Genomic DNA, 22,657 nt, shown 5'->3' with positions numbered 1-22,657 from the left:
ATAACTCGGAACAGTCTACCCCCTGACTCACACCATGGTGCCGGTGGCCGGGCTCACGGCGCAACCGGTGATGCGCCAGGATTTGTTCTTCTGCTTTTGCAGCGTGTAGATCGCGATCCAGGGCGTACCGTCTTCTTCGGTCAGCTGCACCTTGAGCACAGCCTCGCTCGCATCACCCACTGGTTTGAGGAAGATGGTGGACGCGGGCCGGTACACCACCTCGTATTGGTTGCGCACCATCGCCATGAAGCGTGCCGCGGTGCCCATCAGGTTGCGGATATTGGGCGCCGCGTACGAGAAGGCCTTGTCTGCATCGTCCTGCGCGAAGGCATCCAGCTGGCTGCGCACCACGCTGAGAACTTGCTTTTCGTCTTTGGGGCTCAGCCCCTCGGCATGGGCTGCAACCGCCCCAAACGCCAACGAAAACAGCAGAAGGCATTGCGACAACAACCTGGAAAATCCAACAGAGCACTTGTCCATAGGGGTACCTCCGACGTCAAAACCCTGCAAGGTCCACCGAAGCGTTCAGTGGTCGAGTTTGGATGGGCTGTTCAGGCTCGCCAGTGCGTCCATCCAGGCGGCTTGCTGGGCGCTGCACTTCATGTGGCGCTGCAGCTCTCGCTGGAAGACCGTCAGCCGCGGCGGGCGCGACTGGGCGGGTGGTGTCAAGGATTTGCTAGGCTGCCGTACGTAAGTCATTGGCCATCCCCCACTAGTGGTGCAACCATATTAGCAAGTTGTGCCAAGGCTGGGCAACTGTGGTGCCATTTTCAGCATGAATCAGACAACCAGCGGAAAAGGCAGACACGCCTGTTGGCGATCGACTTACTGCAGTGCGCGCTCCAACGCTGCAACGAGCTTGGGGCTTTGCGGGTCCACTTCGCTGGGAAAAGTGGCGACCACCTTCCCGCTGCGGTCCAGCAGGTATTTGTGAAAATTCCATTGCGGCGTGCTGCCCGTGGCCTTGCCCAGTGCTGCGTACAGGGCATTTTTCTGTGCGCCGGATACCGTAGATTTGGAGAACATCGGGAACTTCACGCCGTAGGTGTTGAAGCAAAAGTCGGCAATGTCTTTGGACGAACCTGGCTCCTGCTGGCCAAAGTCGTTGGAGGGAAAACCCAGCACCACCAGCCCCCGTTTTTCGTACTTGGCATACAGGGCCTCCAGGCCTTGGTACTGGCTGGTAAACCCGCAGTAGCTGGCGGTATTGACCACCAGCACCACCTTGCCGGCGTACTGGCACAAGTTCTGCGGACTGTCGTCCTGCAAGCGAGGGAACTGGTGCTGTAGCAAGGCCGGACAAGCGGGTGCCGCTTTTGGTGCGCCCTGTGCCAGGGCCGCGACCGGCACCATGGACAGACTGGCCATGAGAAATCCACAGAAAACAATCAGATGTCGCATGCGCATGTGGCGTCCCTCACCGTAGTTGTGCCCGCAATCCAGCGTTCTCATGTTCCAGTGCTTCCAGCGCCTGCTCTGCAATGCCCAGCTGCAGCAGCGCGGCCTGCAGCTCGTCGCCCAGGCGGGTGAGCTCGGCTGAAAGCTGGTCTGCCACGACGGTCACACGCTCGCGCGTGCCATCGCGGGTTTGGGCGAGCGTGGCAGTCACCGCCTCCAGCCAAGCCAGGACCTGCACCCGGGTAGTGTCTTTGTGCAGCGGCGTTTGCAGCGTGGCCTTTTTGACATCGGCACGCCGGCAGAGTTCGGACTGCGTGACGCGGCCGTGGTTGAACGGGTAGACGCCCTGGTTTTTCCCAATGTCTAAAGTGATGTCCGCCATGGCCTTGCGCAGGCGATCCAGCGCGGCATCGGTGCGGGCATTGCCGGGGCCGGCATGGGGCAAATAATCGAGCGGGTTCATGGCGCCCCAGTGTACCGAGCGCCCTACTTCGCGCCCAGCCCCATGGACCGCGTGATCACCTCTTTCATGATCTCGTTGGTGCCGCCGTAAATGCGCTGCACGCGTGCATCGGCATAGGCGCGGGTGATGGGGTATTCCCACATATAGCCATAGCCACCAAACAACTGCACACACTCGTCCATCACCTTGCACTGCAGGTCGGTAGTCCAGTACTTGGCCATGCTTGCCGTGGCCGTGTCCAGCGTGCCCTGGCAGATCAGCTCGCAACACTTGTCCACAAACACGCGCGCCACCTGCACCTGGGTTTGCAGCTCGGCCAGCGTGAAGCGCGTGTTCTGGAAGCTGGCCACGGGTTGACCAAACACTTTGCGCTCTTTCACATAGTCCACCGTCCAGTCAATGGCGGCCTGCGATGCTGCGACCGCGCCAATGGCGATCTGCAGCCGCTCCCAGGGCAGCTGCTCCATCAGGCAGATGAAGCCCTTGTTTTCATACGCTTTGCCGCCCAGCAGGTTGTTGGCCGGCACGCGCACGTTGTCAAAGAACAGCTCCGACGTGTCCTGCGCCTTCATGCCCAGCTTTTTGAGCCGCTGGCCCACGCTGAAGCCCGGCATGCCGCGCTCCACCAGGAGCAGGCTGGTGCCCTTGCCGCCTGCGGCCGGGTTGGTCTTGGCGACTACCACCACGAGGTCCGCATGCCAGCCGTTGGTGATAAAGGTCTTGCTGCCGTTGAGCAGGTAGCTGCCATCGGCCTGCTGGAGGGCGGTGGCCTTGATGCCCTGCAGGTCCGAGCCCGCAGCGGGCTCGCTCATGGCAATGGCGCCCACCATCTCGCCGCTGGCCAGCTTGGGCAGGTATTTGGCCTTTTGCTCGGCCGTGCCGTAGTGCAGGATGTACGGCGCCACGATCTCGCTGTGCAGCCCAAAGCCTATGCCGGTGAAGCCGCCGCGCGCCAGCTCCTCCATCTGGATCACCGAGTACAGCTTGTCGGCCTCCGAGCCGCCATATTCCTCGGGCATGGTCATGCACAGGTAGCCGTTTTCGCCGGCCTTGTTCCACACGGCGCGGTCCACATAGCCCTGCTCTTCCCATTCGGCGTGAAAGGGCGCAATCTCCTTCTCCATGAAGCGGCGAAAGCTGTCGCGGAAGGACTCGTGGTCGGGGGAAAACAGGGTGCGTTCAATCATGGGGATGCCCTCGGATCTGTGACAATATTTTTACAAAGCATTTGCTTGGTAAAAAGAATATACTGCATTCCAGCCGATGAGGGCAGGCCCCGCCCTGCGCAAATAACCCGAGGAGACACCCCATGAGCGAAGCATTTGTGTTTGACGCCATCCGCACCCCGCGCGGCAAGGGCAAGAAAGACGGCAGCCTGCACGAGGTCAAGCCGGTCACCCTGCTGGCTGGCCTGCTCACTGACCTGCAGCAGCGCCACAAGTTCGACACCGCGCGCGTGGATGACGTGGTGATGGGCGTGGTCTCCCCCGTGGGCGACCAGGGCTCCGTCATCCCCAAGGTGGCCGCGCTCAAGGCGGGCTGGGACTTTCAGGCGGCGGGCGTGCAGATCAATCGCTTCTGCGCCTCCGGCCTGGAGGCCGTGAACATGGCGGCGCAAAAAGTGCGCTCGGGCTGGGAAGACCTGGTCGTGGCTGGCGGCGTGGAGAGCATGAGCCGCGTGCCGATTGGCTCCGACGGCGGCGCCTGGGCCATGGACCCCGAGACCAATTCGCAAACCCTGTTTGTGCCGCAAGGCATTGGCGCCGACCTGATCGCCACGCTGGAAGGCTTCACCCGCGCCGATGTGGATGCCTATGCGCTCGAATCACAACGCCGCGCCACCAAGGCACAAGCGGCAGGCTACTTTGACCAGTCGGTGCTGCCCGTAAAGGACGCACTGGGCCAGACCATTCTGGCGCGCGACGAATTCATCAAGCCCGGCACCACACTGGAAGGCCTGGCCGGGCTCAAGCCCGCATTTGCGGACATGGGCGGCATGGGATTTGACGCCGTGGCGCTCACGCGCTACCCGCAGGTGGAGCGCATCCACCATGTGCACCACGCGGGCAACTCGTCGGGCATCGTGGACGGCGCCGCCGCCGTGCTGGTGGGCAACGAGGCTGCGGCCAAGGCCCACAACCTGACACCACGCGCACGCATTGTGGCCACGGCACTCAGCGGTGCCGACCCCACCATCATGCTCACCGGCCCCATGCCCGCCACGCGTAAGGCGCTGGCCAAGGCGGGCCTGACCGTGGACGACATTGACCTCTTTGAAGTGAACGAGGCCTTTGCCGCCGTGGTGATGCGCTTCATGAAGGAGATGAAGGTGCCGCACGACAAGGTGAACGTGAACGGCGGCGCCATCGCCATGGGCCACCCGCTGGGTGCCACGGGCGCCATGATTCTGGGCACGCTGATCGACGAGCTGCACCGCCGCAAGCTGCGCTATGGCCTGGCCACGCTGTGTGTGGGCGGTGGCATGGGCATTGCCACCATTGTCGAGCGACTTTGAGGCATTTTAAGCCTCTAGCCCCCGTATTCATTGCGCGAACAGCTCCTTATTTCATAGCAGGCATCCTCCATGAAAACCATCCAATATTCGCTGGCCCACGGCATTGCCACCATCACCTTCGACGAACCGGACTCCCCCGTCAACACCATGTGCCTGCAGTGGCAGGAAGACATGGACGCCGTGGCCGCCCGCGTGCTGCAGGACAAGGACAGCATCACCGGCATCCTGCTGGCGTCCGCCAAGACCACCTTTTTTGCCGGCGCCGACCTCAAGGCCGCCATGCGCCTGACGCCAGCGGATGCACCGCGCATCTTTGAAGAGATCGAGCGCGTCAAGAAGAACTTCCGCACCATCGAGACCTTGGGCAAACCCGTGGTCAGCCTGCTCAACGGCACGGCGCTGGGCGGCGGCTGGGAGGTGGCACTGGTGGGCCACTACCGCATTGCCGTGGACGACAAGAAAACCCAGTTTGGCCTGCCCGAGGTGACGCTGGGCCTGCTGCCCGGCGCCAGCGGCGTGACCAAGATGACGCGCCACCTGGGCCTGATGGGCGCACAGCCCTACCTGGTGGAGGGCAAGACCTTCAGCCCCGCCGAGGCCAAGGGCCTGGGACTGGTGCACGAGCTGGTGGCGCCCGGCGCCGATGCCGCGGCCGAGATGAAAGCCAAGGCCTTGGCCTGGATTGCCGCCAACCCCAACGCCCAGCACCCCTGGGAGGCCAAGGGCTACAAGGTGCCCGGCGGCCTGCCCTCCTCGCCCGCCGTGGCTGGCATGCTGCCCGTGGTGCCCGCCGTCATCAAGAAGAACACCCGCGGTCTGTACCCCGCACCCGAAGCCATCATCGCCTGCATGGTGGAAGGCCTGCAGGTGGACCTGGAGACCGCGCTGCGCATTGAGAGCCGCTACCTGGCCAAGCTCATGTCCGGCCCACAGGCCAAGGCCATGATCAATACCTTCTTCTTCAACCTCAACGCCATCAAGAGCGGCCAGAGCCGCCCGGCCGGCGTGCCACGCTTCAAGCCCGCCAAGGTGGGCCTGCTGGGCGCCGGCATGATGGGCGCCGGCATTGCCTACAGCCAGGCCAGCAAAGGCATCACCACGGTGCTCAAGGACGTGAGCCAGGAGAAAGCCGACCTGGGCAAGAGCTACAGCGCCAAAATCACCCAAGGCCGCGTGGACAAGGGCCGCATGAAACCCGAGGCGCAGCAGGCCATCCTCGACCTGATCCAGCCCACCGGCAGCGCGGCAGACCTGCAGGGCTGCGACCTCATCATCGAAGCCGTGTTTGAGAACCGCGAGCTGAAGGCCCGCGTGACGCAGGAGGCCGAGCCGCTGCTCGCGCCCGGCGGCTTCTTCGCCTCCAACACCTCCACCCTGCCCATCACCGGTTTGGCCACGGCCAGCGCCAAACCCAAGAAGTTCATCGGCATCCACTTTTTCAGCCCCGTGGACAAGATGAAGCTGGTGGAAATCATCAAGGGCAAGCAGACCGACGACGAGACCGTAGCCCGCGCCTATGACTATGTGCAGGCGCTGGGCAAGTTCCCCATCGTGGTGAACGATTCGCGCGGCTTCTTTACCAGCCGCGTGTTTGGCACCTTTGTGATGGAAGGCGCGGCCATGCTGCTTGAGGGCATCCCCGCTGCGGCGATTGAGAACGCTGGCATCCAGTGCGGCATGCCCGTGGGCCCGCTGGCCGTGCTGGACGAAACCGCACTCACGCTGAGCCTGCATGTGATGGAGCAGACCAAGAAGGACTTGGAGGCCGAAGGCAAGACCTACACACCCACACCGGGCGAGCGGGTGGTGGAAAAAATGGTGCGCCAACATGAGCGCCCCGGCCGTGCGGGCGGTGCGGGCTTCTATGAATACCCCACCGAAAAAGGCGCCAAGAAATTCCTCTGGCCTCAGCTCAAGCCCTTGTTTGAGAAGGCCGATGCGCCCTGGGCCATCACCGACCTCAAAGACCGTCTGCTCTACCGCCAAGCCGTGGAGACCGCGCGCTGCCTGTCGGAAAACGTTCTGACCAGTGTGCACGACGCCAACATCGGCTCCATCTTCGGTATCGGCTTTCCGGCCTGGACCGGTGGCGCGATGCAGTTCATCTATGGCATGGGGGTGGAGGCGTTTGAGGCACGTGCCGCGGAACTGGCCGCGCACTATGGCCCGGGCTTTGCACTGAGCGATGATGTGAAAGCCGCCATCCGCCGCCGCCAACCCCAGTATTGAGACCTACGCCACCATGCTCGCCCGCCTGCTACGCCGCATCCTGTTCACCCAAATGGCGCTGGGCGCGCTGCTGGGCTGGGCCGCATCGCGGTCGTATGGCGGGGCGGTGTGGTTGCTGCTAGGGGCTGTCGCCCTGCCCTGCGCCACGCTGGTGCTAGTGAACCTGGTATCGGCCCTCAAGTCCCGCGCGGCGGGCGAACCTGCCGCGCACTGGTGGCGTGCCTGGCTGGGCGAGACGGTGGCCGAATTCCAGACCTTTGTGCTGCGCCAACCCTGGACCCTGCACGCCCCCACCGTGCTGCCCGCCACGGGCGGCACCCCCCAATTGCCCGTGGTGCTGGTGCATGGCTACCTGTGCAACCACCGGCTGTGGGACCCGGTGGCCACGCAGCTGCGCGCCCAGGGCCATGCGGTGCTGGCGGTGAACCTGGAGCCGGTCTTCACTTCTATCGACAATTACGCCCCCATCGTGGACGCCGCGGTGCAGGCCCTGCGCCAGCATGCGGGCACGGCCCAGGTGCTGCTGGTGGGCCACAGCATGGGCGGCCTGGCCATTCGCGCGTGGATGCGCGCACACGGCACCACCCAGGTGGCGCGCGCCATCACGCTGGGCACGCCGCATGCGGGCACGCAGATCGATGCGCACCCGCGCACCCCCAACGGCCGGCAGATGGACTTGAACAGTGCCTGGCTGCAAGAACTGGCCGCCTCCGAGTCCGCAGAGCAACGCAGCCTGCTGCGCATTGCCCTGACCCCGCAAGACAACATCGTATACCCCCAGCGCGCCCAAACCCTGGCCGGCATCACGCCCACCGTGTTTGACGGCGTGGGCCACGTGCAGCTGTGCACCGATGCCACCGTGATCCAATGGCTGCTGACCCAGCTGCACGGCCTGCACCCTTCTTCTCCCGGAGCCTCCCCATGACCGACCTCGTGGTTCGCAAACTGCTGATTGACCTGAACACGCCCTTTGCCGTGCGCTGGAATGGGGGCGACGCATTTCGTTCGGCCTTCTTCAACGCGCTGTCCATGAGCTTTCCGATTGGCGAGCAGTACTTCATGGACTCAGTGCGCGCCGGGCTCAAGACCCTGCCCGAGGACCAACGCCAGCGCTTTGCCGCCGAGGTGCAAGGTTTTGTGGGCCAAGAGGCCACGCACCGCCGCATCCACGCGCTGTTCAACGGGCATCTGGAACAGCAGGGCTTTGACAACGCGCTGGAACGTCGGGCCGCCAGGCGCTTGCAAGCCAATGCCCACCGCGATGTGCGCATCCACGTCGCCGCCACCGCGGCCACCGAACACCTGACCGCCATCTTTGCCGACTGGATGCTGGCCCACCCCGAGGCGCTGGAAGGCAGCGAAGACCGCCTGAAAACCCTGTGGCTGTGGCACAGCGCCGAAGAGTCGGAGCACTGCAGCACCGCGTTTGATGTGTACCAGGCCATAGGCGGCAACCACGAATGGCGCCTGCGCCTGTTCCGTTACATCACACTCACCTTTTTTGCCGATGTGACGCGCCAGACCCTTCGCAACCTGTGGCACGACGGCGCGCTATTCCGATGGAGCACCTGGCGCAGCGCGAGCCAGTTCCTGTTTGGCAAGGCAGGCATCATCTCCAGCAACCGGGCGCTGTGGCGCGCCTACCTGCGCGAAGATTTCCATCCCCGCCAGCAGGACACCACGCGATCGCTGCAGTGGCTGCGCGACAATAGGGCGCAATTCACCGTGGTGGGGCAACCCGCCTAAGCCCCGATCCCCTGCATGCCACCCAGCACCCCACTCTCTCCCCGCCCCGGCCCCCGTTCCAAGACCGAATTGTTTGTTGCCTTCTCGCTGCTCGCCCTGCAGGGCTTTGGCGGCGTGCTGGCCGTGGTGCAGCGCGAGTTGGTGGACAAGAAGCAGTGGCTTACGCCTGAAGAGTTTGTCGAAGATTGGGCGGTCGCCCAGATCCTGCCCGGCCCCAACGTGGTGAATCTCTCGCTCATGCTGGGCGACCGCTACTTTGGCTGGCGCGGTGCGCTGGTCGGCGTGGCGGGCATGCTGCTCTTTCCGCTAGTCATCGTGCTGCTGATGGCGGCCGCATTTGCTGGCGTGGCCGACAACCCGCAGGCCCAGGGCGCGCTGCGCGGCATGGGTGCGGTGGCCGCTGGGCTGATCGGAGCGGCTGGCCTGCGCCTGGTCACGGCGCTCAAAACCAATGTCATGGGCATGGCGGCCTGCGTGGCTGCGCTGGTCGCCACCTTTGTGGCGGTTGCCTTCTTGCGCGTGCCGCTGGCCTGGGTGCTGCTGGGCATTGGCGGCCTGTGCTGCAGCTGGGCTTATGTGTGCCTGGGCCGGGCCGTGAAGCTGGCCGCGAAGAAGGATGCTCCATGATCACCCTGCACGCGGCCGATTGGCTGAACCTGTTTCTGCACTTCGCCTCGCTGTCCATCCTTGCCGTGGGGGGTGCCATCACCACGGCGCCCGACATGCAGCGCTTTCTGGTGGTGGAGCAAGGCTGGCTCAGTGATGAGCAGTTCACCTCCAGCATCGCACTGGCCCAAGCGGCGCCCGGGCCCAACATCCTGTTTGTGCCCCTGCTGGGCTGGAACCTGGGGCTCAATGCCGCCGGTGGCCTGGCCGCCGGCTGGGTGGGCCTGGCCTGCGCGTTGGCCGGTGTCTGCATCACGCTCTTCGGCATCATGCTGCCTAGCTCCATCCTCACCTTCACCGCGTCGCGCTGGGGTCATCGCAACCGCGGGATGCGCGCCGTGCGCGCCTTCAAGCAGGGCATGGCCCCCATCGTGATTGCGCTGCTGGTGGCCACCGGTTGGCTGCTGGCCGCCAACCACAAGGCCGAAGACCACCACCTCACCCTCTGGGCCGTCACCGCCGTCACCACCGTGGTGATCTGGAAGACCCGCATCCACATTTTGTGGCTGCTGGGCGCGGGGGCGGTTGCGGGATGGGTGGGGTGGGTTTAGCGGCTAGGCCAGTGCTACCGCATCAGCACCTGCCGGTAGCTGCATTGGCGCGGCCGTATCGGTCACCGCGCGCCACACCGCTTCTGCAACGTCCTCTGAATAAGTGACCGGTGTGGCCGTGTCGCGCACGGCCGCAAACACTTGTTGCGTGAAGTCGGCATACGCCTCATGCATGCTGCCCTCCATGCGGGGGCGGGCGTTAGCACCAAAGCTGGTACTGGGCGCTCTACCCGGCAGCACCAGGCGCACACGCACACCGAAGGGCTCCAACTCCAGCGCCAATGACTCCGTGAACGCATTGACTGCGGCTTTGCTGGCGGTGTAAACCGACAGCAGTGGCAGTGGTTTGAGCGTCACACTGGAAGTCACGTTCACCACGACGCCAGCACGCCGCTGGCGGAACTGAGGCAGCACCGCCTGGGTCATGGCGATGGTTCCCAGCGTGTTGGTCTCAAAGATCTCCCGCGCATGGGCCAGCGCTATGCCTTCCAGCGGAGCCAGCAGGCCCACACCAGCGTTGTTGACCAGCGCATCAATGGGGCCGGCATCTTCCACACAGCGGCGGATACTGTCCGGGTCGGTCACATCCAGCGCCAGCACGCGCAGGCGATCTGAAGCTGGCAGCAGATCCTTGCGCGGCGTGCGCATGGTGGCAACCACGCGCCAGCCTTTGTCGAGGAAGAACCGGGCGGTCTCCAGGCCAAAGCCCGACGAGCAACCGGTGATAAGAACAGTGGAAATGGCAGACATCAAAAAACTCCTTGGGTGGGTGGTGTCCGTACGATACGTGCCATGATCCGGACTTACTATATTTAAATGTCCATTTTTTTGTTGAGATGATCCAATATGGTTGATCCGCTGGCCGAAGTCGTTTCGCTCCTGCAGCCGGGCGCACCGTTTTCCAAGATCGTGGTGGCGTCTGCACCCTGGGCGGTGCGCCGCACCGAGATGGGCCGCCCGTTTTACTTTGTGGTGCTGGAGGGCAGCTGCCACCTGACGATCGATGGCCCGGCGCAAAGCGACACGATCACGCTGAACGCGGGGGACTTTGCGCTGATCCCGGCAGCGCGCAGCTTTGCGACGTCCAGCATCGACCGGCTGCCACCTCTTGCGGACGAAGCTGTCACCACAGCCATCGTCCCCATGCCCGGTGGCGCGCGCGTGGGCAACCCGGACGGCGCAGTAGACGTGCGCATGCTGGTAGGCAACTGCGTGCTGGGATCGCCGGACGCCGAGCTGCTGGTGCCGCTGTTGCCGCAGTGGGTGCATGTGCGGGGCGAGCCTCGGCTGTCCACGCTGGTGCAGTTGTTGGGCGACGAATCGCGCACAGACCGGCCTGCGCGTGACATCGTGATGGCACGCCTGCTGGAGGTGTTGCTGATCGAAGCGTTGCGGTCCACCGCCAGCACAGCGGCATCGCCGGGCCTGGTGCGCGGCTTGGCCGACGCCAAACTGGCATTGGCGCTGCGCCGCATGCACGAGCGCCCAGCGGCTCCCTGGAACATTGAGCAACTGGCGCGCGAAGCTGCCATGTCGCGCTCCGCCTTCTTCGACCGCTTCAGCCGTGCCGTCGGCGTCACGCCTATGGAATACCTGCAGGCCTGGCGCATGGCGCTGGCCAAACAACTGCTACGCCAACGCGAACTGGCGATCGCCGATATTGCCGAGCGCGTGGGCTACAGCTCGGTCAGCGCCTTTGGCGTGGCCTTCACGCGCCATGTGGGTATGCCTCCTGGGCGGTATGCCAGAAGCGGGGTAGAAGAAATGCAGAACTAAGCCGCCAACCGTGCACTGCCGCACACAGAGGCCGGCCATCGAGGACTAAACTGCTATCGCCACTATTTCTGCAGGAGAACCAAGATGGTCAGCAAAAACACAATTTGCATCTGGTACGACGGCGGCGCCCAAGAAGCCGCCAAGTTTTACGCCGAGACCTTCCCCGACAGCGCGGTAAGCGCGGTGCACCATGCGCCCGGCGACTACCCCAATGGCAAGGAGGGCAATGTGCTGACGGTGGAGTTTTCGGTAATGGGCATCCCCTGCCTGGGACTGAACGGTGGCCCCATCTTCAAACACAGCGAGGCTTTCTCCTTCCAAATCGCAACCGACGACCAGGCCGAGACAGATCGCCTGTGGAATGCGATTGTCAGCAACGGCGGCCAGGAAAGCCAGTGTGGATGGTGCAAGGACAAATGGGGGTTGTCGTGGCAGATCACACCGCGCATCCTGATGGCCGCCATCGCAAACCCGGACCCTGCGGTCGCCAAGCGCGCGTTCACGGCCATGATGCAGATGAAGAAGATCGACATCGCCGCCATCGAATCCGCCATGCGCGGCTGAGGTAGCCGCTCCGCGCGGATTCAGCGGCGCAGGATCATCAGATCGACGTCAGGCCACCGTCCACCGTGTGCGCATGGCCGGTTACAAAGCTGGCTGCGTCCGAACTCAACCACAGCACCGCTGCGGCAACCTCATCCACCTCACCGATGCGACCGATGGGATGCGCGCCCGCTACCGTCCCTGCCAGCTTGGGGTCTGCCTGCACCGCACGCTCAAACATCACCGTGCGGATAACACCGGGGCACACAGCGTTCACACGGATGCCCTTGCGCCCGTACTCCACAGCGGCAGATTTGGTGAGGCCGATGACGGCGTGCTTGCTGGCGCAGTAGGCGGACATCTTGGGCGCACCGATCAAGCCTGCCACCGACGCGGTGTTCACAATGGCGCCGCAGCCCTGGGCCAGCATCTGGGCAATCTGGTACTTCATGCAGAGCCAAACACCCTTGACATTGACACCCATGATGCGGTCAAAGGTGGCTTCTTCGCAGTCGGCCAAGCGCATGTGCTCTTCTTCAATGCCGGCGTTGTTGAACGCACAATCCAGTCGCCCAAAATGGGCTACTACCTGTGCCACCATGGCTTGCACCTGCGCGGCGTGCACCACATCAGCCTGAATGAAAATGGCCTCTTGACCCAAGGCCAGCACCTGCGCCGCGGTATCTTGTCCCGCCTGCACGTCCCGGTCTGTCACGGCGACTTTGGCCCCTGCGCGGGCAAAGGCCAACGCACTGGCTCTGCCAATGCCACCACCACCGCCGGTGACCAGCACCACCTTGTCGTCAAAACGCATGTTCATCATCCCCTCCTGCAGAAAAGAGGCTGATCTTAGGTGCGCGCCGCGGCGGTGCGGCCTGTTTGCGTAACCCGGGCGACAGTGGGGCGTGCTTAGCGCGGGTTCTCGAAAAAGATGTAGTTCGACCCGTAGTCGCTGATCTCGAAATACACCTTCTTCTCGCCGGGGTCGGCCTGCATGTTCAGGTTTTCGTCCAGCACGCCGTAGCCAAAGCGGTAGCTGCGCGGCTTGCCGTCTTCGGTGCCCATGGCGGTGCTGAGTTTGTCGATCTTCAGAAAGCGGCGCACCAGCTTGTCGCCGGCGTAGAACTCCAGCACGCCGTTGGTGCCGGTCCAGTTCTGGATGTCGCGGCTGATCTTGTTTTGCTGCTCCTGGGTGCAGGCCATCAAGAGAAAAGCGGCTATAGCCCCCGTCAATATTGCGCGAGCAGCTCCTGATTTCGTAGCAAACATCGTCACTCCCTGCATTTCGAATTACTTGGCGGCCGTGGTGCGCTGGCGCAGCGCCTCGTACAGGCACACACCGCTGGCCACCGACACGTTCAGGCTTTCCACCGCACCCTGCATGGGGATGCTGACGAGCTGGTCGCAGGTCTTGGCGGTGAGCTGGCGCATGCCGTCGCCTTCGGCGCCCAGCACCAGGGCCACGGGACCTTTCAGGTCGGCCTGGTACAGGTTGCTGGTGGCCTGGTCGCTGGTGCCGATGATCCAGATGTTGCGTTCCTTCAGCTCATTGAGCGTGCGCGCTAGGTTGGTCACCATGAAGTAGGGCACGGTCTCGGCCGCCCCGCTGGCCACCTTGGCCACGGTGGCGTTGATGCCGGCGGCGTGGTCCTTGGGGGCGATCACACAATGCGCGCCCGCACCATCGGCCACACGCAGGCAGGCGCCCAGGTTGTGCGGGTCGGTCACGCCGTCCAGCACCAGGATCAGCGGGTTGGTGCGCTGGTCTGCAGGCAGCTCGGCGTTGGCGGCTTCCAGGTTTTCCAGCAGCTCGTCCAGGGAATGGACCTGCTTGATCTCCTGCACACGGGCAGCCACGCCCTGGTGGCCGTGGCTGCCCGCAATCTTGGCCAGGCGCATGCCGTCGGCCTCGACCACGCGGATGCCGGCTTCGGCCACCTTTTCCAGAAACTGGCGCATGCGCGCGTCGCGGCGCGTGGGCTCGTAAAAGATTTCGATGATGGATTTGGGGGCGGTCTTCAGGCGCACGCCCACGGCGTGAAAGCCGAATAGCACTTTGGGAGATGACATGCCCCGATTATCGGGCCTTCGCCTTCAGCACCCAGCCCAGCGACAGCACATAGCGGCTGCCACCCACCACCCGGGTCACGCTGTGCTCGCAGGCATCGGGGCGGAACAGCTTGATGCGGCGGCTGGCGTAAATGGGCGTGGCGCAGACAAACTCACCGCCCAAGCGCGGCGACTTGAGCACGATGTTGAGCCGGTAGTGGCGCCCGGCCTGCACGGGGTCGGTGTGCGGCGGGATCTCAGAGCCCTCGGGGTAGCGGATCAGGTAGCTGTCAAACGGCAGCGGCCAGCGCGCGGTGAGCAGCAGCATCTTGTCGTAGCCCGTGCCCTGGCGGCCGCGCTGCCAGCGGAAGGCGGTCCGACAGTAGGCAAAGAAACGAGTAAACAACATGCTCTTAAATCATCCGATGAATCTGTTTAGGATGCAGCAGGAAAAAAACTTATTCATCCTCACCATGCAACTTCGATTCCAAACTTTCGTGCTAAGCCGCTTTTTACTCGCATTCGCCATCGGAATATTTACGGCGGACCCAAGTCAGAGCCAATCGCAAGGCCCCAAAACAGAGGCTGCCTTCAAAAAATACATGCAATCGCTTGTCGGTTCCAAGATAGAGGACCTTGTTACCAAGTGGGGCGAACCTTTGAACATCGAAGATGGCAACCAACCAGGTTTCAAACGGTACCGCTTCCAACGTGAACCCAAAGAAATAGAAATTGCAGAAGAAAAACTAATCCTATGGTGCGAGATTACGCTGCAGGCATCCGCTGACGGAAAAATCAAAGCTTTCAGTTATTTGGGCCCGACGTGTGTTGCGGCGGATCAGGATCCCAACGCCTACGGCGGTCCGATTGCCCAAATTCGTGGCGTTGGGAAAATGGAAAATGCAAAAACCATTTTGTGGTTTAACTTCAGCGAGATTTACGGAGCGCCGCGACTTCCCTCTCAATGCCAAGGTGAAGCATTCAGACGTGGAGATGCAGTCCCGGCACGTTGCGTCGGCGACCAAATACCCGCAGTTGTCATGAAGATCAAACTTCAGCTGTATCGCAACTCAGTGGATGCCAAACCAGATGCCAGGGAAAACGTCCTGGCAGAAGGCGTTGTCGATTTTTCTCCAGAAGCGAATGGCATCTATGAGATTGCAGGAGAAGTTACCCCAGAGTACTCCGCGGTCTGGGTCCGGAACCTGAAAAACGAACAGCCCGCTACCGCGAAAGTCATCAAAAAAGTTAATTGATCAATTGCTTGTCAGTGATGCCGAGTGCCCGCACCGCCAACTGCCGTGCCAGCGCTTGGCCAGGCCCCACTGCAATCGGCAACCCTTCCAGCGCGCCGTCGATCAGCAGGTTGCTCAGACCGTGGGCCAGGCTCCAGCCGGTCAGCGCCAGCTCTGGGCCACGCTGGGGGTCGTGGGCGCAGGCGGCGGCCAGCACCACGCCAAAGGCGCGTTCGGCCGCGACTTTGAACGCGGGGTAGTCCTGCTTGCGCGCCAGCAGCGGGCCAAACATGAGGCGGAACTGGGCCGGCCGCGCCACGGCGCAGGCCACATAGGCGTCATTGATCTTCAGCATGCGCTCAGCCGTGTCCGACTCGGCAGCGGCTTGTTCCAGCGCCTGGGCCAGCAGGCCGAACGCACGCTCGGCCACGGCGGCCAGCAGGTCGTTCAGGCTGGCGAAATGGTGGTACGGCGCGGCGTGTGAAACGCCCGCGGCCTTGGCCACATCGCGCAGCGTGAGGCCCTGGGCCCCGCGCTCGGCCAGAACCGCATCAGCCGCGGCCAGCAGGGTTTCACGCAGATTGCCATGGTGGTAGGGCTTGGGCGGTGGCTTGGGGGTGCGTTTTGCAGAGAGCATGGCGCTATCTTGACATGCGAAAGATAAGGGTGCAATATGTAGCCAATCTTTCTCTTGTAAAGATAACCCATCTACCGATGTTTTCGAAGGAACCGCCATGCCACTCGCCGCCCTGCTCTTCGCCTCCAGCGCCACCGTGGTGGGGCTGCTAGGTAGCATCCACCTGCTCTACACCTTCCACGGCAGCAAGCTGCATCCGCACGATGCGGCCACCACCCTGGCCATGCAGGCCACGCACCCGGTGCTGACGCGCGAGACCACAGTGTGGCGGGCGGTGAAGGGCTTTAACGCCAGCCACAGCCTGGGTGCCATGCTGTTTGGGCTGGTGTTTGGTTTCCTGGCCACGCAACACACGGTGCTGTTACAGCAGTCGGTGTTTTTGCTGGCGCTGGGCATGGGCACGCTGCTGGCCTACCTGGCGCTGGCGCGACGCTACTGGTTCAGCATTCCGCGGCGCGGCATCGCGCTGGCCTGCGTGCTGTTTGCGGCCGGCCTGCTGGCCACATGGGTGCAGGTGCAACCATGAGCCTGCGCCAACTGCAAATCACCACCGCCCTGTTGGGTGCGGTGCCAGTGGCCACCGGCCTGGTCACCATGCTGGGGCTGAGCGACCCGCTGTACGCCGCGCTGGCCCTGCCGCGCGATGCAACGCTGGACAGCAATATGCGTTTTCTGGGCGGCGTATGGCTGGGTCTGGGCCTGAGCGTGTGGTGGCTGGTGCCGCGCATTGCCACCGAGACGGCGCTATTCCGCGCGGTGTGGCTGATGATTTTTCTGGGCGGCGTGGGCCGGCTGGCATCGCTGCTATTGGTAGGACTGCCGCTGCTGCCGTTTGTGGGCTTTACCGTTCTGGAGATCGTGGGCGCGCCGTTATTTGTCTGGTGGCAGCGCAAGCATGCTACCAATTAGATAGCTGCTCGCGCATACTCCACGGGGGCTAGCGGCCTATTTTTTCTATAAACAGCTACTCCGGCACATAGACAATACCGCCATCCTTCATGCGGTAGGCGGTGCCCGCCTTGGCGCCCTCGCCCTGGCCGATTTGGCCGCTGGACTTGTAACGCTCGATCTTCTCGCCCTTTTTCACCATCATTTCCATGGTGGGCTTGCCGGCGTCGGTGATCACGGTCACGTCTTGCTTGCTGAAGGCATTGAGCATGGGGTTTTGCGCCACGGTGATCAGTAGCGCGGCGATGATGACCAGGAAGATGTCGATGATGTTGACCACCGACAGGATGGGGTCGTCGTTCTCGGGTTCGTGCAACAGCTTCAAACTCATGCTGCTTTCCTCTTCTGCAGGGTTACCAACTCTTCGGCCAGCCAGCGGCGGCGCACGTTGGCCACCCAGTAGGTGATGCTGGCGGCAATCAGCGCCAGGATCACCGCAGAAAACGCCACCGTCAGGCTGCCCGACACCTGGGCCAGGTTGCCGTCTGACAGCGACTTGAGCGCGGGGCCCATGGGAATCATGGTGCCCACCAGACCTAGCATGGGCGCAATGCGGCTGGCCAGGCGTTCGGGTTCCAGCAGCTTGTGGGCAAACAGGTCCAGTTCGTCTTCCGTGGCGCCAGGGTTCTTTTCCACATGGCGCAGCAGCGGAAAACCGCCCGAGGTGCCCGCGTTGCGGCGCTGCAGCGCCTGCACGGTGAACGAGCCCAGCACATACAGTGCGTAGACAAACAACAGGGCCACCAGGCTCAGCACGGGCAGCAAAAACAGCTGCCCTACCTGGTACATAAAAATTTCAATCATCGAGCTTTGGCTCATGGGGTGTCCTTAAGGCTTGGTATTGGGGGATGGGGTTAAAGGAGTAGCAGGAGCCGCCAGACCCGGCAATGGCGCAGCGCAGGGGTCGGGGCGCTCTTCGCCTGCAACGGTGAACCACAGCAGGTCAAAGCCTGCCTGGTCGTAGTCGGTGGGCTGGGGCTTGTGGTCGTTGGCCTCTACCAGTGCAATGGCCAGGGCTCGGCTGGGCTCTGCCAGGTAACGCGGCACGGCGCGGTCGGAGCGTACATGGCCCGCACCGGCCACCAGCACCACCGAGCCGGGCACAGCGTCCAGCGCCTGGGCCATGCGCGCATCGCGGGCACGCTGCGCGGCCACGATGCCGTTCAGCCGCGCAGGCTCGGGCCGCTGACCGCAGTGGCCTTGCACCACATCGTCTTCCAGCGCGGCCAGCTGCGCTGCGCCGGGCACGGGTAGCGCAGGAACCACCTGCCCCAGGGCAATGGGTCGTGCCTCGGCACGCGACAGGTTGGCGGCCAGCAGCAGCCACTGCTGCTCGGCGGCAAAGGTAATCAGCGCTTTGTACTGGGGCCAGCGCCAGCCCTTGCGGTTGAGCTGTCCCGCATCGGCCAGGCCTTCTGCGTCCGCCAGACCCATGGCCTGGGCTTGGGTTAGCGCAGCCTGGTGCTCAGAGTCCAATTGCTCCATGGCCAAGGCCGGCTTGCGACCCAGTGCAGCCAGGCCCTTGAGCACATCCAATTGGCGTGCATGGTGGGCTTCGCTGTCATGCTTTTCGCCCAGCAGTACGTAGCGTGCGGCGGCGGCGCGCTGGTAGAGCGCGTCTTCGGTGATGAACTGGCCGGCCTGGGTGTCCCAGATGCGCCCGGGTAAAGGCTGGGGTGTTTGCGCGTAAACAAGGCTGCACGCCCCCAGGCTGAGACCCAGGCACAGCCGTACGCAGCCCACTGCGTAGCGGTGGGTCATGCTTTTCTCCATTGCCGCCAGGCGCCAACCGCTGGCGTCATCACCAGCAGCCCCATGGCCAGCAACAGCATCGCGCTGAGTGCCTGCACCACGGGTTCGGCCACTTTCTCCAGCTTCATGCCTTCGATCAGCGGTGGGGGCGCAGGCCCCTTGGGTGTGTCGGCCGCCGGCGCTGGCTGTGCAGCGGCAGCCTGGCGGGCTGCAGGAGGCGCAGCCGCCTGCGTCACTGCGCCGTCCACGGGCTGGCTCAGGCCGTAGCCGGAAAGGCCCACAAACGCCTGGAAGGTCTGGTTGTTGCTGCGCACGTCGAAGCGTTTGGCCAGGTCCTTGTAGCGGTCCTTCAGTTCGTCCACCGTGGCGGCGTCGGCCTGCCAGTAGCCCTGGCGCGCCATCTCCAGCATGCGCTCCATCATCTGCGCCAGTGCGTGGGGATTTTCGCGCTCCATCCACTGGCGAATACCGAGCTGGTGCTTGTCGCGCACATACACATCAGCAAACGCCTGCCACTGGTCATCGCGCACGATCTCGCGCGCCACCGTGGTCCAACCGGTGAAGTTGTTGATGCCGTCCAACGCCTCCAGCGTGCCCGCGTAGCCCTCTTTCATCAGGCCCTGGATGTAGCCGGGGTGGAAGTTGCGCGTGGCCAGCTCTTTGGCCAGAAAGGCGCCGGCTTCTTCGGCCTTGCCCGAGCCCGCGCCACGCAGGTTGGAGATGAACAGCTCGGGCGCCTTGCCATCCAGGTAGCGTACTGCGGTGGCGATGCCGCCCAGGTACTGGAAGGGATCGTCGGTGGTGAGCATGCCGTAGAGGTTGGACGCCCGCGCCAGCACCGCAGCCTGCGTGCCCTTGAGGTGCGAGGCATACAGGTTCAGGCTCGCACCACCGCTGCTGCCACCGGCCTCACGCGCCAGGTCGGCACCGCTCTTACCCCAATCGGCCTCATCCGGGCCGTAGGCAAACTGCATCTTGCGCAGGTAGAGCTCGGCCATCTTGCGGTCGCCCTCCTCCTTGGTTTTCCAGGTGTCGGTGGCCAGAGCCGCGTCGTCCAGGCCCGTGCCGTAGTTGCCCGATGCCGCGGAGAACACGCGCGTCTCACCCGCGCGCTGCGCCGCATCCGCGCGCCAACCCTGGGCCACCAGCTGGCGGGCCACGGTGCGGGTGTTGGTTGCCACGGCGTTGTCGGCTTCGTCGATGGCCTGCGCGGCCAGCTGGGCGGCGCGGGTCAGCTGCTTCATCACATTGGGGAAGTGGTCGCGGTACAAGCCGGTGGCCGACAGCACTACGTCAATGCGTGGACGGCCCAGCTCCTTCCGTGGCACCAGTTTCACGTCAGTGACGCGGCCACCTGCGTCCCACACGGGTTCAACGCCCATGGCCCACAGGGCCTGGGCTTCAAGCATGCCCTGGTGCCGCATGGTCTCTACCGACCACAGCGTGAAAGTGAACTTGGAAGGCGTCACACCCGTCTTTTGCTTGTGCGCGGCCACGAGCTTGTCCAGCGCCTCCTTACCCGCCGTCCACGCGGCCTTGGTGGGCACACGGGAGGGGTCAAAGCCATACAGATTGCGCCCGGTAGGCAGGCTGTCAGGGTTCTTGATGGGGTCGCCCCCGTAAGAGGTGTGGATGTAGCGGCCGCTCAGCGCAGCAAGCAGGCCCGCGTTTTCGCCTTCGGCCTGCAAGTCCCCATACCAGCGGCGGGCTTGCTCCACCATGGTTTTTAGCTTGGGCGGCAGGCCATCGGTGGGCTGGCCCTGCACCACGTGCTTGACCAACAGCTTGTAGGGGCCCGTCTGCGTCATCTTGGCGTAGTCGGCAATGATGGCTTCATCCGCCTCCAGGTCGTTGCCATCGATGAAGGTGGCGGTAGCCTCCCAGAACGGCATGCCCAGCATCATCAGCACGGTGTAGAGGCGGCCCTGCTCGTCCGAACCCTTGCCAAACGTATGCAGGCCAAGCGGTTGCACGCTCTGCGCAAGCTCATGCAGGTGGTTGTGCAATTCGTCGATGAAGGCCGGGAATTCGCGCTCCATGCGCGCGGTGGTCCAGCCCATATCACGGTCTATGTGCTCCTTCAGCACCGTGGCGGCAATTTGCGCATGCAGTTTTTCTTTCACCGCACCCGTGTCCTGGGCCAGCCAGGCGTGCAGGTCATCGTGGAGCTTGGTCAGCACATCGTGCAGGCCCGCAGGCGCAAACGGGGGAGTTTGGTGGCTGATGTTCACTGCCCGGCCGCGCCGCTTGGTCTGTACGGCTTCGCCAATGTTGTCCACGATATAGGGGTAGATCACCGGTACATTGCCCAGCGCCATGTGCGGGTAGTCATAGGCCCACAGCCCACGTTCTTTGCCAGGCAGCCACTCCTGCGTGCCATGGGTGCCAAAGTGGATCAGCGCGTCGGCCTTGAGCTGCTCACGCGTCCACAGGTAGCTGGCCATGAAGGAATGCGGGGGGGCCGCGCTGCTGGAGTGGTAGATGTCCTTGTTCTTGGCATACAGGCCGCCACCCAGGGGCTCGCCCCGTGGCGGCTGCGGCAGGATGCTCACGTTGCCCAGCTTCAGGCGGGGAATGGCAAAAAAGGCCTCCCCATTGCGCCGCACCAGGAACACTGACTTGTCCGGCTGGCCCACGGCCGCGGTCCAGACCTCGCGCCGCGTTTCGGGCAGGCTGGCCAGCCATTTCTTGTAGGTGGCCAGCGGCATCAGTTCGGCCAGACCATCGCGCACCAGCGCTTCCATTTCTTCGGTCACGCTGCCAGGCCGGTAAAACGGGGTTAGCAGGCGCTGCAAGTTACGTGTGAGTTGTATGGCGTCTGGCACCTCGGTGCGGTAGCCGGCGTCTTTCATCGCCGTCAGCATGCTCTGCAGGCTGGTGGGCAGGTTCATGAAGGAGGCGCCCAGGTTCTTCTCGCCGGGCGGGTAGTTCCAGTACATCACCGCCACCTTCTTGTCCGCATTGGCAGAATGCGCAAGCCGCGCCAAGGCCATGGCTTTGCCCACCACCGCATCGGCCTGCTCGGGAATGGGCTGCAACTGGTCGTTGGCCCCGGTGGCGGCCGCCACCTGGATGTCGTGCACGCCCGCAAACTCGGGCTGTGCCAGGTAAAACGGCACGTCCATCAGTGACACGCCTACGGTGTCGTTCCACCAGGCATCGGCGCTGCCCTTGCGGTAGGCCATGGCCTGGATCACGGGAATTCCCAGCTTTTCAAACTCGGCACGCCGCCCCTCAGGGTTCAGCATGATCTGGGTGTTGATCAGCACATCGGGCTGCGTCTTGCCCTGCGGTGCCAGCAGGGGTACCAGGTTGCTGTCCATCACCGGGCTGTAGAAAGCCAGCGAGACCCCACCCGCCGCCTCAATGCGCGCGATGAGGTCATCGATCATGCCCGTCTGCTCTGCGGCAATGGCCTGCTGGTGGAACGCAATGGCCACCACCGGCTTGCCCTTGATGTTGCCCTTCCAGCGCCAGTAGGCAGCAGTGTCGGCAAACACCAGCGAAGGTGCCTTGGGGTGGTAGATGGCGGTGGTAGGAAAGATCTGCGGCGGTGCAATAGCGGCCCAAGGCTTCTTGCCCAGATAAGCCGCCACGGTGGCAAAGAAGCCCGCGCTGTTGGCCCGCCCTCCGTTCACGTAATAACCATGCAGACGCCGTGCCAGGTCATCGGGCAGGTTCTGCCACAGCGGCTTGCTGGTGTGCAGCCACAGCGTAGGCGTCTTGGCCTGAGCCAACGCGGGCAACACGTCGTTCACCTTCGCGGCAATCGCCTCCTGGATGTGGTCCCGCGGGGCATCGAAAAACACCATGTCATACCCGGCCCACAGACGGCCATCTACCGCACCCAGCTTCTCAATGAACTTCGCCTCCACCTTCACGCCATAGGGCGCAGCGGCATCGGACAACACCTTGAACTTGCCGGGGGTGATGGGGCTGGAGGTGACGAACAGCAGGGAGGCGGCGACGCTGAGGGACGGCCACAGCAGTGCATGCGCCAGGTACAGGAGAAACCCCGCACCCAGGCGCGACCAGAGACCACGATGTTTCAAGCCATTCATCAACGTAAACCCAACATAAAAAAGAGGAGCCCCCTGAGGGGCTCCTGGTAAAGCGGCGCCCTCACCGTCTTCAAACTTTTACAAAATG

At 63.6% G+C, this 22,657-nt stretch carries 26 protein-coding genes; 11 read left to right on the top strand and 15 right to left on the bottom strand.

Annotated elements, in window-relative coordinates; all coding sequences use genetic code 11:
- Window positions 1-27: 27 nt before the first annotated feature.
- The 5 genes from AC097R_RS11505 to AC097R_RS11485 form a co-directional block, all read right to left on the bottom strand.
- Window positions 28-480 carry a DUF4864 domain-containing protein gene (locus AC097R_RS11505; RefSeq protein ID WP_479598249.1) on the bottom strand — a complete coding sequence of 151 codons (453 nt, stop codon included), beginning with the start codon at window positions 478-480 and terminating at the stop codon, window positions 28-30.
- 45 nt (window positions 481-525) lie between these two features.
- The gene (locus tag AC097R_RS11500) at window positions 526-669 is read right to left on the bottom strand and encodes a hypothetical protein (protein WP_479598248.1); all 144 of its coding nucleotides are present in this window, start codon (window positions 667-669) and stop codon (window positions 526-528) included.
- 156 nt (window positions 670-825) lie between these two features.
- Window positions 826-1,368, bottom strand: a complete 543-nt coding sequence (locus AC097R_RS11495; protein ID WP_479598247.1) for a glutathione peroxidase — start codon at window positions 1,366-1,368, stop codon at window positions 826-828.
- Window positions 1,369-1,417: 49 nt separating this feature from the next.
- Window positions 1,418-1,861 carry a hypothetical protein gene (locus AC097R_RS11490; RefSeq protein WP_479598246.1) on the bottom strand — a complete coding sequence of 148 codons (444 nt, stop codon included), beginning with the start codon at window positions 1,859-1,861 and terminating at the stop codon, window positions 1,418-1,420.
- A gap of 23 nt (window positions 1,862-1,884) precedes the next feature.
- Window positions 1,885-3,048: an acyl-CoA dehydrogenase family protein gene (locus AC097R_RS11485; RefSeq protein ID WP_479598245.1), complete on the bottom strand. Its 1,164-nt coding sequence runs from the start codon at window positions 3,046-3,048 to the stop codon at window positions 1,885-1,887.
- 122 nt (window positions 3,049-3,170) lie between these two features.
- On the opposite strand from AC097R_RS11485, the gene AC097R_RS11480 reads away from it, so the two are divergent.
- The 6 genes from AC097R_RS11480 to AC097R_RS11455 all read left to right on the top strand — a co-directional run bounded on the left by AC097R_RS11480 (window position 3,171) and on the right by AC097R_RS11455 (window position 9,568).
- Window positions 3,171-4,376, top strand: a complete 1,206-nt coding sequence (locus AC097R_RS11480; RefSeq protein WP_479598244.1) for an acetyl-CoA C-acetyltransferase — start codon at window positions 3,171-3,173, stop codon at window positions 4,374-4,376.
- Between the two features lie 69 nt (window positions 4,377-4,445).
- A complete protein-coding gene (locus AC097R_RS11475; RefSeq protein WP_479598243.1) occupies window positions 4,446-6,605 on the top strand; it encodes a 3-hydroxyacyl-CoA dehydrogenase NAD-binding domain-containing protein in 2,160 nt (719 codons plus the stop codon).
- A 13-nt stretch (window positions 6,606-6,618) separates the two neighbouring features.
- A complete protein-coding gene (locus AC097R_RS11470) occupies window positions 6,619-7,530 on the top strand; it encodes a lipase family alpha/beta hydrolase (RefSeq protein WP_479598242.1) in 912 nt (303 codons plus the stop codon).
- On the top strand, window positions 7,527-8,351 hold the full coding sequence (locus tag AC097R_RS11465; RefSeq protein WP_479598241.1) for a metal-dependent hydrolase: 825 nt from the start codon (window positions 7,527-7,529) through the stop codon (window positions 8,349-8,351). Before AC097R_RS11470 ends, AC097R_RS11465 begins: the two co-directional genes overlap by 4 nt.
- A 15-nt stretch (window positions 8,352-8,366) precedes the next feature.
- On the top strand, window positions 8,367-8,978 hold the full coding sequence (locus AC097R_RS11460; protein ID WP_479598240.1) for a chromate transporter: 612 nt from the start codon (window positions 8,367-8,369) through the stop codon (window positions 8,976-8,978).
- Window positions 8,975-9,568, top strand: coding sequence for a chromate transporter (locus AC097R_RS11455; RefSeq protein WP_479598239.1), 594 nt, complete (start codon window positions 8,975-8,977; stop codon window positions 9,566-9,568). The genes AC097R_RS11460 and AC097R_RS11455 overlap by 4 nt, the downstream gene beginning before the upstream one ends.
- 3 nt (window positions 9,569-9,571) lie before the next feature.
- Here AC097R_RS11455 and AC097R_RS11450 read toward each other — a convergent pair whose 3' ends face one another.
- A complete protein-coding gene (locus AC097R_RS11450; RefSeq protein WP_479598238.1) occupies window positions 9,572-10,318 on the bottom strand; it encodes an SDR family oxidoreductase in 747 nt (248 codons plus the stop codon).
- Window positions 10,319-10,414: 96 nt separating this feature from the next.
- On the opposite strand from AC097R_RS11450, the gene AC097R_RS11445 reads away from it, so the two are divergent.
- Window positions 10,415-11,344, top strand: a complete 930-nt coding sequence (locus tag AC097R_RS11445) for an AraC family transcriptional regulator (protein WP_479598237.1) — start codon at window positions 10,415-10,417, stop codon at window positions 11,342-11,344.
- 84 nt (window positions 11,345-11,428) lie between these two features.
- The gene (locus AC097R_RS11440; RefSeq protein ID WP_479598236.1) at window positions 11,429-11,908 is read left to right on the top strand and encodes a VOC family protein; all 480 of its coding nucleotides are present in this window, start codon (window positions 11,429-11,431) and stop codon (window positions 11,906-11,908) included.
- A 37-nt stretch (window positions 11,909-11,945) separates the two neighbouring features.
- Here AC097R_RS11440 and AC097R_RS11435 read toward each other — a convergent pair whose 3' ends face one another.
- From AC097R_RS11435 to AC097R_RS11420, 4 genes are all read right to left on the bottom strand, one after another.
- The gene (locus tag AC097R_RS11435; RefSeq protein ID WP_479598235.1) at window positions 11,946-12,707 is read right to left on the bottom strand and encodes an SDR family oxidoreductase; all 762 of its coding nucleotides are present in this window, start codon (window positions 12,705-12,707) and stop codon (window positions 11,946-11,948) included.
- An 89-nt stretch (window positions 12,708-12,796) separates the two neighbouring features.
- Window positions 12,797-13,156 (bottom strand): hypothetical protein, encoded by a 360-nt coding sequence (locus tag AC097R_RS11430; protein ID WP_479598234.1) that lies wholly within the window; start codon window positions 13,154-13,156, stop codon window positions 12,797-12,799.
- A 21-nt stretch (window positions 13,157-13,177) separates the two neighbouring features.
- Complete coding sequence (gene rlmB, locus AC097R_RS11425; protein ID WP_479598233.1) at window positions 13,178-13,957, bottom strand: 23S rRNA (guanosine(2251)-2'-O)-methyltransferase RlmB; 780 nt, start codon at window positions 13,955-13,957, stop codon at window positions 13,178-13,180.
- Window positions 13,958-13,964: 7 nt separating this feature from the next.
- Complete coding sequence (locus AC097R_RS11420; RefSeq protein WP_479598232.1) at window positions 13,965-14,345, bottom strand: 2OG-Fe(II) oxygenase family protein; 381 nt, start codon at window positions 14,343-14,345, stop codon at window positions 13,965-13,967.
- On the opposite strand from AC097R_RS11420, the gene AC097R_RS11415 reads away from it, so the two are divergent.
- The gene (locus tag AC097R_RS11415; protein ID WP_479598231.1) at window positions 14,344-15,192 is read left to right on the top strand and encodes a hypothetical protein; all 849 of its coding nucleotides are present in this window, start codon (window positions 14,344-14,346) and stop codon (window positions 15,190-15,192) included. The genes AC097R_RS11420 and AC097R_RS11415 overlap by 2 nt on opposite strands.
- Here AC097R_RS11415 and AC097R_RS11410 read toward each other — a convergent pair.
- Window positions 15,185-15,808, bottom strand: coding sequence for a TetR/AcrR family transcriptional regulator (locus AC097R_RS11410; protein WP_479598230.1), 624 nt, complete (start codon window positions 15,806-15,808; stop codon window positions 15,185-15,187). The two genes, AC097R_RS11415 and AC097R_RS11410, sit on opposite strands and share 8 nt — an antisense overlap.
- A gap of 97 nt (window positions 15,809-15,905) precedes the next feature.
- Between AC097R_RS11410 and AC097R_RS11405 the strand changes: the two genes are divergently transcribed.
- Entirely contained in the window at window positions 15,906-16,334 is a 429-nt protein-coding gene (locus AC097R_RS11405) for an LIC_13387 family protein (protein ID WP_479598229.1), read from the top strand.
- Complete coding sequence (locus AC097R_RS11400) at window positions 16,331-16,717, top strand: DUF4345 domain-containing protein (protein WP_479598228.1); 387 nt, start codon at window positions 16,331-16,333, stop codon at window positions 16,715-16,717. Before AC097R_RS11405 ends, AC097R_RS11400 begins: the two co-directional genes overlap by 4 nt.
- 55 nt (window positions 16,718-16,772) lie before the next feature.
- Here AC097R_RS11400 and AC097R_RS11395 read toward each other — a convergent pair whose 3' ends face one another.
- Genes AC097R_RS11395 through cobN form a run of 4 tightly spaced genes read right to left on the bottom strand, consistent with a single transcriptional unit; the run spans window position 16,773 to window position 22,560 of the window.
- Window positions 16,773-17,081, bottom strand: a complete 309-nt coding sequence (locus AC097R_RS11395; protein WP_081708677.1) for a DUF2149 domain-containing protein — start codon at window positions 17,079-17,081, stop codon at window positions 16,773-16,775.
- A 2-nt stretch (window positions 17,082-17,083) separates the two neighbouring features.
- Window positions 17,084-17,575: a MotA/TolQ/ExbB proton channel family protein gene (locus tag AC097R_RS11390; RefSeq protein ID WP_479598227.1), complete on the bottom strand. Its 492-nt coding sequence runs from the start codon at window positions 17,573-17,575 to the stop codon at window positions 17,084-17,086.
- Between the two features lie 9 nt (window positions 17,576-17,584).
- Complete coding sequence (locus AC097R_RS11385; protein ID WP_479598226.1) at window positions 17,585-18,517, bottom strand: ChaN family lipoprotein; 933 nt, start codon at window positions 18,515-18,517, stop codon at window positions 17,585-17,587.
- Window positions 18,514-22,560, bottom strand: coding sequence for a cobaltochelatase subunit CobN (gene cobN / locus AC097R_RS11380; RefSeq protein ID WP_479598225.1), 4,047 nt, complete (start codon window positions 22,558-22,560; stop codon window positions 18,514-18,516). The genes AC097R_RS11385 and cobN overlap by 4 nt, the downstream gene beginning before the upstream one ends.
- Window positions 22,561-22,657: the final 97 nt, after the last annotated feature.

The organism is Rhodoferax sp. ZS1R25 (assembly GCF_056521335.1).
The sequence above is the reverse complement of the archived record's forward strand: the minus strand, read 5'-3'. Positions and strand labels throughout refer to the sequence as shown.